The sequence below is a fragment of the Nocardioides sp. QY071 genome (assembly GCF_029961765.1).
Taxonomy (GTDB): Bacteria; Actinomycetota; Actinomycetes; order Propionibacteriales; family Nocardioidaceae; genus Nocardioides.
On sequence record NZ_CP124681.1, the window covers coordinates 5,163,052 to 5,175,760 of the forward strand.

The window sequence follows — 12,709 nt, forward strand, 5'->3', positions numbered from 1 at the left end:
GCGTCCCGTGCGACCGGGACGGCTGTTTGGCTGGCGTCGTGCTGCGCACCCACGCCCCCGAGGTCGCCGGCCTGCTGGCCCGCCTGCCCCTCGTCCCGGTCGACGCGCTGGTGGCCGACGAGCCCGACGAGGTCGTCGCCTTCGCCGAGCAGTTCGCCGTCGACGTCTCGATGATCAGCCCCGACCAGCGACAGGCCCTGATGACCGCCCTCGGCCCGCGGACCCGCACCTTCGCCGGCCACCTGTACGTCGCCGACTGGCTCCCCCGCGCCCGCCGCGCCCTGGACCAGCTCGCCGGTTCGACGACGCCCTGGCCGGTCGCGACCGACCCCGGCGAGGACCCGTGGCCCACGCTCGACGAGCTGTGGCGCGCCATCGCCCGGCTCCGCGTCCTCGACCCGCTGACCACCGAGTTGCTCCGGCTGCGCCAGGCTCGCCAGCACAACTGCCGGATCTGCCAGTCGCTGCGCAGCCGCTCGGCGCTGGACGCCGGTGGCGCCGAGGAGACCTACGCCGAGATCGACGACTACGCCGCGAGCAGCCTGTCCGAGCGGCACCGGACCGGCCTGGCCGTGGTCGACGCCCTGGTCTGGGACCCGTCCGGGCTCGGCCCCGACCTGGTCGCCGACGTCCGACGCCACTTCTCACCGGCCGAGCAGGTCGAGGTCGTCCTCGACCTGCTGCGCAACGCGGCCAACAAGATCTCGGTCTCCCTCGGGACCGACGAGGCCCACGTCACCGAGGGCACCGAGGTGTACGACGTGCTCGAGGACGGCAGCGTCGTCTTCGGGCTCGGTTGAGCGACGCCAGGACGGGTAGGAGCGCCCCCATGAGCTTCCCGCCCCCTCCCCCGACGGGACCCCCGACGGGACCGCCGCCGGGCTACCCGCCGTACCCGCCCTTCGGTCCCCCGCCGCGCAAGGGCAACGGCGCGCGGATCGCGCTGGTCATCGTGGGCGTGCTGGTCGCCGTCGTGCTGCTCGGTGTCGTCGGCGTCGGCGCCTTCCTCATCGCCGGCGGCGGCGATGACGATGACCGCGCCTCGGAGACGCCCACCCGCACCAGGGAGACCTCGGAGCCGACCTCCGAGCCGACCTCCGAGGCGACGTCGGGCGCGACGTCCGAGGCCACGACCGAGGGCAGCCCCACCTCGCCGGGCTCGGGCCCGTCCACGCCGTACACCCCCTCCGACGACACCGACGACGACATCCACAACGACGTCAAGGTCGCCGACTTCCCGGGCAACTGGGACTTCAAGCTCGGCGACGTCGAGCACCACGCCACCCTGGTCAGCTCCACGGACCACGCGAGCTGCGCGCCGGTCGAGAAGGGCTCGGTACTCACCGACCAGCGCTGCACGTACGCCGCCCAGTGGGTCTTCAACGCCCTCGGCGGCAAGGTCCGGATGACCCACCTGTTCCTCGTCTTCGACACCGAGCGGCATGCCAAGGCGGCCCAGGGCGCGATGAAGGACACGGACTTCGAGCTGCCCGACGGCAGCATCTACCCCTCCTTCGTCCAGGGGCAGTGGAACTCCAGCGTCTACGGCAACATCGTCGCGGTCACCATCGGTACGTCGAAGGTGAAGGTGAACGAGAAGAAGCTGAACTCGCTGGTGAACTACATGAACACCGACTTCAAGACGGCGCTGCTGTTCAAGTCCTGACCCGCACCGGGCGAGGGTCCGGAAAAATTGGAAGCCGCCGCAGGCGTCTCGGGTCACCTGCGGCGGCGTGAGAAGCATGCCAGAGCGCCCTTGGGGTTGTCATCAGGTTGCGAGAAAAACTTTCCGGCCCCCGCGAGCGTCGTACCGCCTAGGCTCGGACCATGGGGGACCAGAGGGCCGATGACACGCGCCCGGGCGACGAGGTGAGCCTGGCGGCGCTCTACGAGCTGGTGCCGGCGACCGAGGACTTCGACGCCCCGCCGACGCCCGGGCAGGCGCAGGGGATGGTCGAGCACCTGCTCGAGGGCGAGGTCATCCCCGACGACGCCGAGGATCCGGACGAGCCCGACCAGGACTGACTCAGCGCTCGCGGTACGCCGGCGCGCGCCGGCTCGGCACCGGCTCGGCGCTCGCGAGCAGCGGGAGCACGCGAGGCGGCACGAGCACGGACAGCACCATCACGCTGGTGGAGCGGACGACCGCGGAGGCCTGGTCGATCCGCACCAGCGTGGCCTGCAGCTCGGGGTGGGACCGGGTCGCGACCCGGCAGAGCACGTCGAAGGATCCGGTGGTGACGTAGGCCTCGAGCACCTGCGGTATCTGCTCGAGGTCGCGGGCCACCTCGTCCAGCGCGCCCTGCGCGATCTCGAGGGTGACGTAGGCCTGCACCTCGAACCCGGCCGCGGCGACGTCGAGGGTCGGGTCCCAGTCGAGGATCACGCCGGCCTCGCTCAGCCGGCGCAGCCGGCTCTGGACCGTGGCGCGGGCGACCGACGTCAGCCGGGAGAGCTCGAGGTCCCCGGCGCGCGGGTGCTCGGTGAGGGCGGTGAGGAGGGCGAGGTCGATCTGGTCCAGGGTCAGCACTCGTCCAATCTAGTCAATCTGCCTAGTTGTATGCCCGCGTGTTACGTAGATCTGCGCAGCATGACCACCTCCGGGTGGTCAGGTTGTGGGGTCCGGCGCCGGGCTGATCTGCTCGCCCCATGCAGGCCACCCACATCTGGGGCGACGAGCGTCGCGTCACCGAAGCCGCCGTGAAGATCGCGTCCGCCCGGATCTCCAGTCCCTCCGACCCGAAGACCACCGCGCGCCCGATCTCCGCGCTGCGCGCCGACGCCGGTACGACGATCACGCCCGCAGGCATTGGGGTCGACCAGGCCTTCTCCGTCTTCCAGGACGTCATCGCCCCCGCCACCCGCGCCCAGGACGACCCGCTCAACCTGGCCTACATCGCGGCCGCACCGACCCGGGCCGCGCTCGCCTTCGACGCCGTCGTGTCGAGCTTCAACATCTTCGGCGGCACCTGGGAGGCCGGCGCCGGCGCGATCTTCGCCGAGAACGAGGCGCTGGCCTGGCTGGTGTCGCTGCTCGGCTGGCCCGAGGACGCCGGCGGCTGCTTCGTCTCCGGCGGCACCTCCGGCAACCTGTCGGCGCTGGTCACCGCGCGGCACACCGCGCTCGCCCGCCGCGGCTCGCGGCCCGAGGGCGGCTGGAAGATCGCCTGCACCTCCGGTGCCCACTCCTCGATCCTCGCCGACGCGCGGGTGATGGACGTCGAGGTCGTCGAGGTGCCCGAGGGCGACCGCGGCCAGCTCACCGGCGCCGCGCTGCGCGCCGCCATCGCCGAGGAGCCCGGCGTCTTCGCCGTCGTCGCCTCCGCCGGCACCACCAACGCCGGGATCATCGACGACCTCGACGACGTCGCGGACGTCTGCGAGGAGCTCGGGATCTGGCTCCACGTCGACGGCGCGTACGGCGGCGCGGGGCTCGCCGCCCCCTCCGCCCGGGCCCGGTTCACCGGCATCGAGCGAGCCGACAGCTTCATCGTCGACCCGCACAAGTGGCTGTTCGCGCCGTACGACTGCTGCGCCCTGCTCTACCGCGACCCCGACCTGGCCCGCGCCGCGCACAGCCAGCACGCGTCGTACCTCGACCGGATCGACCGCGAGGCCTGGAACCCGACCGACCTCGCCGTGCACCTGTCACGGCGCGTGCGCGGGCTGCCGTTCTGGTTCAGCCTGGCCGTGCACGGCACCGACCGCTACACCGCGGCCGTCGAGCAGACCCTCGCCACCACGCGGGCCGTGGCCGACGCGATCGAGCAGAGCGCGACGCTGCGGCTGCTGATGGAGCCGGACCTGTCGGTGCTGCTGTTCGACCGCCCGGGCTGGAGCCGCGACGACTACTACGCGTGGTCCGACGAGCTCTCCCGCGCCGGCCGGATCCTCTGCGTCCCGACGTCCTGGCGCGGCCGGACCGTGCTGCGGCTGGCGTTCGTGAACCCGGCGACCGACCCGGCGGCGGTCATCGAGATCCTCACGACGACGACGGCCTGATTGCTGGGCGTGATGCCCAGGCACCGCACCTAGAGGTCCTTCGGCAGCCGTACGGCGAGCAGCGCTCCGATCGCTGCTGCGACCGCACCCCAGCCGTAGCCGAGGGCGTACCCGACCGCGGACCCGGCGTGTGCCGCCAGCAGTGCGCCGACGACGGCGCTCGACACCGAAGCGCCGATCATCCGCATCAAGGTGTTGAGCCCGTTGGCCGCGCCGACCGCCTCGGGCGCGGTGAGCCGGACCACGAGGAACGGCAGGGTCGCGAAGGACAGGCCGATCCCCACACCGATGACGACCGAGGCAAGGACCACGACGGCGGGCCAGCGGGCGGAGCCGGCCGAGGCGGCGTACCCGACGCTGCTGCAGACCAGGCCGGCCGTGAGCGCCCACCGGCCGCCGCGACGCTCGACCAGCCAGGAGCCGAGCGGGGCCGCGAGCATCATCGCCATGCCGGCCGGGACCAGGCACAGTCCTGCGACGAGGACGCTGACGGCCCTGCCGTCCACCGGGTGCCGCAGCAGGATCGGCAGCACCAGGACGTGGGTGAACATCGCGACGCCGGCGAGCACCGAGGCGGACTGGACCAGCGCCATCCTCGGTTCGATGGCCGAGTCGAGGTCGACGAGCGGGTCCGTCGTACGGCGCTCCCAGCGCCACCAGCCGACCAGCACGAGCAGGCCGCCGACGGCACACCCGAGCGTCGGTGCGCCGGCCCAGCCCCAGCGGCCGCCGTTGGTGACGGCGAGCAGCGCGGCGGTCAGGCCGACGGAGAGCAGCACGCAGCCGACGCCGTCGAAGCCCGCCCGGCCGCTTGCTCGGTCGGCCGCGGGAGACGGGACGACGAGGATCACGGCGGCGGTGGCGAGGAGGCCGAGCCCGGCGGCGACCCAGAACACCACGGTCCAGTCGGCGACCGCGGCGATCAGCCCGGAGAAGGCGACGCCGCCCGCCGTACCGATGCCCATGGTGGCGCTGATCAGCGCGGCCCCGCGCTGCAGGCCGACGCCGACGGCGATCTCAGCGAGCGCGCTGATGCCGAGCGGGATGACCGCGCTGGAGGCGCCCTGCAGCGCGCGGCCCGCGAGCAGCAGCGGGTAGTGCCCGCCGCTGGCGCACAGCACGCTGCCGACGGTCGTCGCGGCCAGGCAGCACACGAGGACCCGCTTGCGGCCGACGATGTCGGCGAGCCGACCGCTCACCGGCGTGGCCACGGCGGCCGCGACCAGGCAGATCGTCATCGCCCACGACGCCGCCTCGCCGCTGACGTCGAGTCGTGCGGGCAGGTCGCCGAGCAGCGGGATGAGCAGCGCCTGCGAGAGGATCCCGACCAGGCCGGCGGCCGCGAGCACCGCCACAACCCGGCCCTGGGCCGGGGCGGCCGGTGTCGTCGCAGCGGCGGCCGTCGCGGTCACGCGAACAGGGCGCGGGCGCCGTCGATCGCCGTACCGCGCTCGGTGTCGACGCGGAACGAGCCGTCCGCCCACACCGGCACGACCAAGCGCTCGCCCGGGAAGACGGCGCTGCTGAACCTTCCCTCGAGCAGGGTCAGGTCGGCCGGGGACGCACCCCGGGCCTCCGCCGCGGCGAGGACGGCGGTCGACATGGTCGCGAGCCCGTGCAGGATCGGCCGCGGCTGGCCGATCCGCTCCGCGGCGAGCGGGTCGATGTGGATGTGATGACGGTCGCCGCTGAGCCGGTAGAGCGCCGCGGCGTTCGCCGCCACATCGACCTCGATGCTCGTCGTCGGCTCACCCTCGGGGCCGGTGGTCCGGCCCGGGCCGCGCTCGCCACCGAAGCCGCCCCGGCCCGGCGCGAAGATCGACCAGGTCGCGCGGACGTACTCGCACTCGACGACGACCTCGAAGACCGCCGCCGCACCCTTGTCCCACACGTTGCCGACCCGCGCGCTCATCAGCGTGGTGCCGCTCGCCGGCATCGGGGCGAGGACCTCGAGCCGCTGGGAGCCGTGCAGGGCCGTACCGACATCGAAGGCACCGGCCGACCCGAGCACGTCGGGGGCCCACTGCGCCAGGGTCAGCGCGAAGGTCGGCAGCACCTTCAGGTCACGCTCGAAGACCAGGTCGAGCTGGTCGGCGCGGGCGCCCACCGCGAGCGCGAACAGGATCGCGTCGCGCTCGTCCCAGCTGACCTCTCGCTCGCCGAGTGACCGGCCGGCCCAGTCAGCGGTGTCGGTCACATCGAGATCGGGTTGCGTCGTCATCCTGCTACGATACCAAGCAAACGCTAGGTTTGTATGACGACCCGGGAGCAGCCATGAGCGACGAGACCACCACCATCGAGCCGGTGGTGACGTACGACGTCCGCGACGGCGTCGCCTACGTGACCCTCAACCGGCCGGAGTACGCCAACGCGCAGAACTCCAAGGTCACCTACGCCCTCGACCGCGCCTTCACCGATGCCGTCAACGACGACGCCGTGAAGGTGATCGTGCTCGGCGGCAACGGCAAGCACTTCTGTGGCGGCCACGACATCGGCACGCCCGGCCGCGACATCCACGAGTCCTTCGAGCGCAAGGCCGTCATCTGGTGGGACCACGTCGGCGCCCAGGGCGTCGACGCGCGGTTCGCCCGCGAGTCCGAGGTCTACCTCGGCATGTGCCGACGCTGGCGGGAGATCCCCAAGCCGGTCATCGCGAAGGTGCAGGGCGCCTGCGTCGCCGGTGGCCTGATGCTCGCCTGGGTGTGCGACTTCATCATCGCCTCCGACGACGCCTTCTTCCAGGACCCCGTCGTCAAGATGGGCATCCCCGGCGTCGAGTACTTCGCCCACCCGTGGGTGATGAACCCGCGCGCCGCCAAGGAGTTCCTCTACACCGGCGGCCGCTTCGACGCCCGCCGCGCCCACGAGCTCGGCATGGTCAACCACGTCGTCCCGCGCCCCGAGCTCGACGCCGCAGTCGACGAGATGGCCCGCCGCATCGCCGTCATGCCCCGCCTCGGCCTCGCGCTGACCAAGAAGGCGATCAACCAGGCCGAGGACCTGATGGGACAGCGCGCCGGCATGGACTCCGTCTTCGGCCTCCACCACGCTGCCCACTCGCACAACGCCGAGGTCACCGTCGACTCCCTCGCCGGGCTCGACGCCGCCGCCATGGCGGAGTCGAACAAGCGGGACGCCGGCGAGCTCTGAGCCGGCACACACTCAACGCGTGCGGGCCTCCGGCAGCGCAGCCAGTCGCCGAGAGACCGTGTCGGCCGTCGTCACCAGGCGCTCCCGCCAGTGCGCCACCTGCGCGCCGGATGCTCCGGCGGGCATGCCGTGGAGCACGAGCACCAGCGCGGTGCGGCCACCAGATCGGACGGGCGCGGCGAGCGCGCGGACGTCGTAGGAACCCGTCGGCTCGAGGTCCGAAGGCTCGTAGTAGGGCGTGAGACCGTCCAGCAGGGCGCCGATGCGGCGTTCGACATCGGGCATGGCCCGCGCCTCTGAGAAGCGAGCGACCTGGTCCCAGACGTCATCGTGCTGGGGCGCCCGGAGACCGAGCGACCAGCCGCGCGAGCGCACGCGCTCGAGCATCAGCCGGTGATGCGCCCGCATCGGCGCGGAGACCGGCGTGCGGAGGTGGTGGGCCCACTGGTCCGCGGCCACGTCCGGGTCGGCGAGGTCGAGGAAGAGCGACCCGTAGGGCGGGACCAGCGGCAGCCGGCGTCCGATGTGGGTCCGGACGACCTGGTCGCCGCCCGCCCCGGCGACGACCACGACCTCGTCGTCGACGAGCGCCTGCGCGTAGCAGGGGAACCCCACCTCACGCGCCAGGTCCTCCATCGGCCCCCGTGCCACATCGGCATCCTGGAGCTGGGGGCGCAGGTCGGCGGACCAGGGCGCGACGAGGGCACGCGGGCGGAATCCGCCGTACCCGCCCTGGAAGAACAGCAGCGGGTCGCCCGCGCCGGACACCTCGAGGTGCTCGACCCGGCCGAGCACGATGTCGTGGTCACCGCCGTCGAGGACGCCTTCGACCGAGCAGTCCAGCCAGGCGACGGCGCCGGCGAGCACCGGGGAGCCGCCGGGCGACAGGGCCCACGTGACGTCCGTGAACTTGTCCGCACCGCGCGAGGCGAACTGGCGGCACAGCTGCTCCTGGTCGCTCGCGAGCACGTTGACGCAGAACCGCGGCTGCTCACGGAGGGCGGCGTAGCTGCTCGACGACTTCGCCGGGAGGTAGGCGACGAGTGGCGGGTCCAGCGAGACGGACGTGAACGATCCGACCACCATCCCCAGCGGTGCGCCGTCGCGATCGAGCGCCGTGACCACGACGACTCCCGTCGGGTAATGCGCGAGGACCTCGCGGAAGCGCCGGGCGTCCCCGGCCAGCTCGGTGTCGGACACGGACAACTCCTCAGGCAGTCGGTCGGTCGGCCAGGTGGTCGCGCAGCGTGGCACCGGCGTAGCGCTTGCGGAACAGGCCGCGTGCTTGCAGCCGCGGGACCACTTCCTCGACGAAGTCGGTCAGGCCCGCCGGCATGTCGGCCGGGATCACGACGAACCCGTCGGCGGCGCCCGACTCGAACCACCGCTGCAGGTCGTCAGCGATGTCGTCGGGCGTGCCGACCAGGCTGCGGTGACCGATGCTCAGCCCGATCCGCTGCAACAGCTGCCGCAGGGTCAACCGCTCCTCGAGCGCGGTCCGGATGAACAGCTCCGGACGTGACACGCCGGCGTGGGCCGGGAGCTGGCCGCGCAGGTCGGGGAAGGGATCGTCCAGCTCGTACGACGACAGGTCGAGGCCGCCGAACGACGCAGCCATGAACTGCAGGGTCGAGGGTTCGCTCACGTAGGAGCCGAGGTCGGCAGCCAGGTCCCTGGCCTCGGCGCGAGTGCGGCCGACGATCGGCGTGACGCCGGGCAGCACCTTGAGGTCGCCGGCGTGACGTCCGGCCGCGACGGCGAGGGTGCGCATCTCGTCCGCGAAGGCGAGCGAGGCCTCCGGGGCGACCTGGGTCGTGAAGACGAGGTCGGCGACCCGCGCACCGAGCCGCATCCCGGGTCCCGACGAACCGGCCTGCGCGAGCGGCAGCCTGCCCTGCGGCGAACGCGGAACCGTCAGCGGCCCGCGCACCCGGAAGTGCCGGCCCCGGTGGTCGAGGGACCGGATTCGGTCGAGGTCGGCGAACACGCCCGAGGACCGGTCCGCGACGACGGCGTCGGGCTCCCAGCAGTCCCACAGCCCGAGGACGACGTCGACGAACTCCTCGCCCCGCTCGTACCGGTCCTCGTGGTCGGGCAACGTCTCCGTGCCGTAGTTCTCGGCTGCCGCGGCGATGGCCGTCGTGACGACGTTCCACCCCGCGCGCCCCTCGCTGAGGTGGTCGAGTGTTGCGAACTGCCGAGCCACGGTGAACGGATCGTTGTAGGTCGTCGAGCTGGTCCCGATCAGCCCGATCCGGCTGGTCGCGACACTGAGCGCCGACAGCAGTGCGACCGGGTCCGGCCGCAAGGTCGCGTCGCCGGCGATGCCGGGCGAGAGGGTGAGCGCGTCCGCGACGAAGAACGCGTCGAAGCAGCCCGCCTCCGCGGTCTGGGCGAGGTGGGCCCAGTGCCCCGGGCTCAGCTCCGTGCCGGCGACGGTCCGCGGCGAGCGCCAGACTCCTTGCGCGGCGCCCATCGCCTGGGCGAAGACCGCGAGGTGCATCGACCGGCCCATCAGGACGCACGCCCGGTCCGCAGTTCCTGCGACAGTCGGGCGGAGCGGCCTTCGGCCGTGGGGCACGGTGTTCTCATGGGTCCTCCTGAGGTCTCGACTCGTCACCGGTCCTCGCGGCCCCGCCGTGGGCACGCGGAGCGCGGCGCCGCATCAGCCTGCAGGGGCCAATCGCCGCCCGCACCCGCCGTGCCACTGGGTGAAGTGCGCGGGCTGCTGCACGGCACACCGAGCCACTGGCGGCCCTTGAGGGGAGTCGATAAACTACCAAGCGTTTGCTCAGGAAGGAGTGCACGATGAGCTCTGCCATCGCGAGCTCGGTCGCCCGTCCAGCGACCCGCGAAGGCGTGCTCGAGCGCGTCACGCAGATCATGGACTGCTTCGCGGACGCAGCCGGGCCGCTCGGCCTCGAGGAGGTCACCCACGCCACCGGCCTTCCCAAGTCGACCGTGTTCCGGATGCTGCGCAAGCTCCACCGGCTCGGCTGGATCCACCAGGACGAGCGCGGCTATGCGCCAGGCCCGCGGATCACCCGCCATGACGTCAACGCCGAGCACGACCAGATCCGGATCGCGGCGGCGGTCGCCCTCAACGAGCTTCAGCTCGCCACCGACGCCGTCGCCCACCTGTCCGTGATCGACGGACCAGTCATCCACTACCTCGACAAGATCGGCGGAGCACGCGCGGCGAGCATTCCGTCGCGCGTGGGCGGCCGAGTCATGGCGACAGAGGCCGTGGGCGGTCTGGCGATGCTCGCCGCGATGCGCCCCGAGGAGGTCGACGACCTGGTCGACCGACAGCACCGCTGGCACCCCGACCAGCTGACCGCGCTCCACCGGGACCTCAACCACATCCGCCGCAACCGCGGCATCGCGGTGTCCGACGGCCTACGCCTCTACGGGGGCATCAGCTCGCTCGCCGCGCCCGTGCGCGGTCCGCACGGTCCCGTGGCCGCCATCACGGTGGCGCGCCGGGGACAGCTCTCGACCGCGGTCGCCGGGCCCTTGCTGCTCAACGCCGTCCGGGCGACCGGTCGGGCCCTGCACCTGCTGCGCACGGCCTAGTGTCTTGTCACGCTAGGGCACCGCTACGAACAGACCCCGCGCCTCGACCGTCGCGACGTCGCCCCACCACAGCGCTCCGACGGTCTCGACCTTGCGGCCGCTGCGACCGACGATCTCGGCGGTGAGCCGCAGCGGCACGTCGAGCGGCGTGGCGACCCGGTAGTCCACCGTGAGCGAGGCGGTGACCGCGCGGACGGCGTGGTGCTGGACCAGGCTCGACAAGATCACGTCGAGCAGCAACGCACCCACCCCGCCGTGCAGCTTGCCGGGCGGGCCGGCGTACACCATCCCCAGCCCGGCAGGGATGGACGCGGTGGCGCGGCCGTCCTCGAAGAGCATGGCCAGGCCCGGCAGCGCCGGGTTGTCGAGATGCCAGCCGTAGTGGGGAGCACCGACCGCTTCGTCGTACGGCGTGCGGGGGACGTCGTCCAGCTGCCGCTCCCGCAGCAGCTTGGTCAATGCCCGCACCGTCGCGGCCGCCTGCGCCATGTCCGGGTCGTCGACGTCGGTGACGGCCATGGTCGACGCGAGCTCGCGAACCGCCTCGGTCAGGTCGCGCCGGGCGTTCACCGCGACTCGCGCTCCGCCCGCAGCTCGTGCAGCGGCCGGCTCACCGAGGCGTCGGTGCTGACCCGCCGCCGGTCAGCCTCCTCGACAGCCACCGGCGCCACCTCGTGCATCGTGGCGAGCGAGCGCTGGGCCAGCTGGCGATAGACGTCGGGGCCGTTCGACTTCCAGGCCAGCTGGGCCTCGTCGAGCTCGCGGAGGACCTTCGCCGGACTGCCGATCACCAGCGAGCGTGACGGCGCGACGAAGCCCGCGCTGACCACACTGCCGGCGCCGATGAGCGAGTTCTCGCCGATGCGGACGCCGTCCATGACGACGGAGTTCATCCCGACCAGCACCCGCGGCTCGAGCACGCAGCCGTGCAGGATCGCGCCGTGGCCGACGTGGCTGCCCTCACCGAGGACGCAGTCGGCGCCGGGGTAGACGTGCACGACGCAGCTGTCCTGGACGTTGGAGCCGGCCTCGATCCGGATCCGGCCGAAGTCACCGCGAAGACTGGCCGAGGGGCCGATGTAGCAGCCGGGACCGATGATCACGTCGCCGATCACATCGGCGGACGGGTGCACATAGGACGTCGGGTCGCAGACCGGGACGACGCCGTCGATCTCGTAGAACGGCACGGTCAGGCCTTCATCCCGCCGTCGACCACGAAGTCCTGGCCGGTGCAGTAGCTCGCCGCGTCGCTGAGCAGGAAGGTCACCATCGCGCTGACCTCGTGGGGCTGCGCTGCCCGCGGGACCGGCAGGTTCGCAACCACACCGCCGCCCTGGCGCGAGGCCTCCGAGAGCATCGCGGTGTCAGCGGCGCCGGGCAGTACGCAGTTGACGCGGATCCCGCGCTCGCCGCCGAGGTCGATCGCAGCAGCCCGGCTCACGCCGCGCAGCGCGAACTTCGAGGCGCCGTACGCACTGCTCCCCGGCCAGGCCGCCAGGCCGGCCACCGAGGCGATGTTGACGATCGCGCTACCCGGGCGCATGTGCGGCGCGAACGCCTGCATGCCGTGGACGGCGCCCATCACGTTGACCTGGAAGTGCCCCTCGAACATCTCCGGCGACGTCTCGAGGAAGTGCGCGTACTCGCACCGGCCGGCGTTGTTGACCAGGCCGTCGACGCGGCCGTACCTCTCGAGGACGAACGCGGCGAGCTCGGCCCACGCCTGCGGCGAGGTCACATCGAGGGCGGCCGAAGCGTGCCCCTCCCCCAGCTCGGCCGCCACCTCGGCGACGCCCTCCGCGGCGAGGTCGGTCACGACGACGGTGGCGCCGGCCTCCGCGAGGGTGCGCGCGTGGGCGGCGCCGAGGCCGCGACTGGCACCGGTCACGACGACGACCTTGTCGGTCAGGTCGACGAGCGGGTGGGGTGCGGTGTCCGACATGTTCATCTCCTCAGGGTTTCACATAAACCAAGCGCTTGC

General features: G+C 72.5%; 14 protein-coding genes. 6 read left to right on the top strand and 8 right to left on the bottom strand.

Annotation, left to right across the window (positions count from 1 at the left end; all coding sequences use genetic code 11):
- Window positions 1-38 precede the first annotated feature (38 nt).
- From QI633_RS24785 to QI633_RS24795, 3 genes are all read left to right on the top strand, one after another.
- Complete coding sequence (locus QI633_RS24785; protein ID WP_282427417.1) at window positions 39-800, top strand: hypothetical protein; 762 nt, start codon at window positions 39-41, stop codon at window positions 798-800.
- 29 nt (window positions 801-829) lie between these two features.
- Window positions 830-1,666 carry a hypothetical protein gene (locus QI633_RS24790; protein ID WP_141796950.1) on the top strand — a complete coding sequence of 279 codons (837 nt, stop codon included), beginning with the start codon at window positions 830-832 and terminating at the stop codon, window positions 1,664-1,666.
- Between the two features lie 161 nt (window positions 1,667-1,827).
- Window positions 1,828-2,025: a hypothetical protein gene (locus QI633_RS24795; protein ID WP_282427418.1), complete on the top strand. Its 198-nt coding sequence runs from the start codon at window positions 1,828-1,830 to the stop codon at window positions 2,023-2,025.
- A 1-nt stretch (window position 2,026) separates the two neighbouring features.
- Here QI633_RS24795 and QI633_RS24800 read toward each other — a convergent pair whose 3' ends face one another.
- A complete protein-coding gene (locus QI633_RS24800; protein ID WP_282427419.1) occupies window positions 2,027-2,530 on the bottom strand; it encodes an Lrp/AsnC ligand binding domain-containing protein in 504 nt (167 codons plus the stop codon).
- Window positions 2,531-2,649: 119 nt separating this feature from the next.
- On the opposite strand from QI633_RS24800, the gene QI633_RS24805 reads away from it, so the two are divergent.
- Window positions 2,650-4,002 (top strand): aminotransferase class V-fold PLP-dependent enzyme, encoded by a 1,353-nt coding sequence (locus tag QI633_RS24805; RefSeq protein ID WP_282427420.1) that lies wholly within the window; start codon window positions 2,650-2,652, stop codon window positions 4,000-4,002.
- A gap of 29 nt (window positions 4,003-4,031) precedes the next feature.
- On the opposite strand, the gene QI633_RS24810 is transcribed toward QI633_RS24805, so the two are convergent.
- Together QI633_RS24810 and QI633_RS24815 are read right to left on the bottom strand one after the other, a co-directional pair.
- Window positions 4,032-5,414 (bottom strand): MFS transporter, encoded by a 1,383-nt coding sequence (locus tag QI633_RS24810; protein WP_160158150.1) that lies wholly within the window; start codon window positions 5,412-5,414, stop codon window positions 4,032-4,034.
- Window positions 5,411-6,223 carry a MaoC/PaaZ C-terminal domain-containing protein gene (locus tag QI633_RS24815; RefSeq protein ID WP_282427421.1) on the bottom strand — a complete coding sequence of 271 codons (813 nt, stop codon included), beginning with the start codon at window positions 6,221-6,223 and terminating at the stop codon, window positions 5,411-5,413. The genes QI633_RS24810 and QI633_RS24815 overlap by 4 nt, the downstream gene beginning before the upstream one ends.
- A gap of 53 nt (window positions 6,224-6,276) precedes the next feature.
- Between QI633_RS24815 and QI633_RS24820 the strand changes: the two genes are divergently transcribed.
- Window positions 6,277-7,152 (top strand): enoyl-CoA hydratase, encoded by an 876-nt coding sequence (locus tag QI633_RS24820; RefSeq protein ID WP_141796944.1) that lies wholly within the window; start codon window positions 6,277-6,279, stop codon window positions 7,150-7,152.
- Between the two features lie 12 nt (window positions 7,153-7,164).
- On the opposite strand, the gene QI633_RS24825 is transcribed toward QI633_RS24820, so the two are convergent.
- Window positions 7,165-8,352, bottom strand: a complete 1,188-nt coding sequence (locus tag QI633_RS24825; protein WP_282427422.1) for a flavin reductase — start codon at window positions 8,350-8,352, stop codon at window positions 7,165-7,167.
- 10 nt (window positions 8,353-8,362) lie between these two features.
- Window positions 8,363-9,655: an LLM class flavin-dependent oxidoreductase gene (locus QI633_RS24830; RefSeq protein ID WP_282427423.1), complete on the bottom strand. Its 1,293-nt coding sequence runs from the start codon at window positions 9,653-9,655 to the stop codon at window positions 8,363-8,365.
- A gap of 305 nt (window positions 9,656-9,960) precedes the next feature.
- On the opposite strand from QI633_RS24830, the gene QI633_RS24835 reads away from it, so the two are divergent.
- Entirely contained in the window at window positions 9,961-10,728 is a 768-nt protein-coding gene (locus QI633_RS24835) for a helix-turn-helix domain-containing protein (RefSeq protein ID WP_141796941.1), read from the top strand.
- 12 nt (window positions 10,729-10,740) lie between these two features.
- On the opposite strand, the gene QI633_RS24840 is transcribed toward QI633_RS24835, so the two are convergent.
- Genes QI633_RS24840 through QI633_RS24850 form a run of 3 tightly spaced genes read right to left on the bottom strand, consistent with a single transcriptional unit; the run spans window position 10,741 to window position 12,670 of the window.
- The gene (locus QI633_RS24840; RefSeq protein WP_282427424.1) at window positions 10,741-11,298 is read right to left on the bottom strand and encodes a hotdog domain-containing protein; all 558 of its coding nucleotides are present in this window, start codon (window positions 11,296-11,298) and stop codon (window positions 10,741-10,743) included.
- Window positions 11,295-11,915 (bottom strand): transferase hexapeptide repeat family protein, encoded by a 621-nt coding sequence (locus QI633_RS24845; protein WP_282427425.1) that lies wholly within the window; start codon window positions 11,913-11,915, stop codon window positions 11,295-11,297. Before QI633_RS24845 ends, QI633_RS24840 begins: the two co-directional genes overlap by 4 nt.
- A 2-nt stretch (window positions 11,916-11,917) precedes the next feature.
- Window positions 11,918-12,670 (bottom strand): SDR family oxidoreductase, encoded by a 753-nt coding sequence (locus tag QI633_RS24850; protein WP_282427426.1) that lies wholly within the window; start codon window positions 12,668-12,670, stop codon window positions 11,918-11,920.
- Window positions 12,671-12,709: the final 39 nt, after the last annotated feature.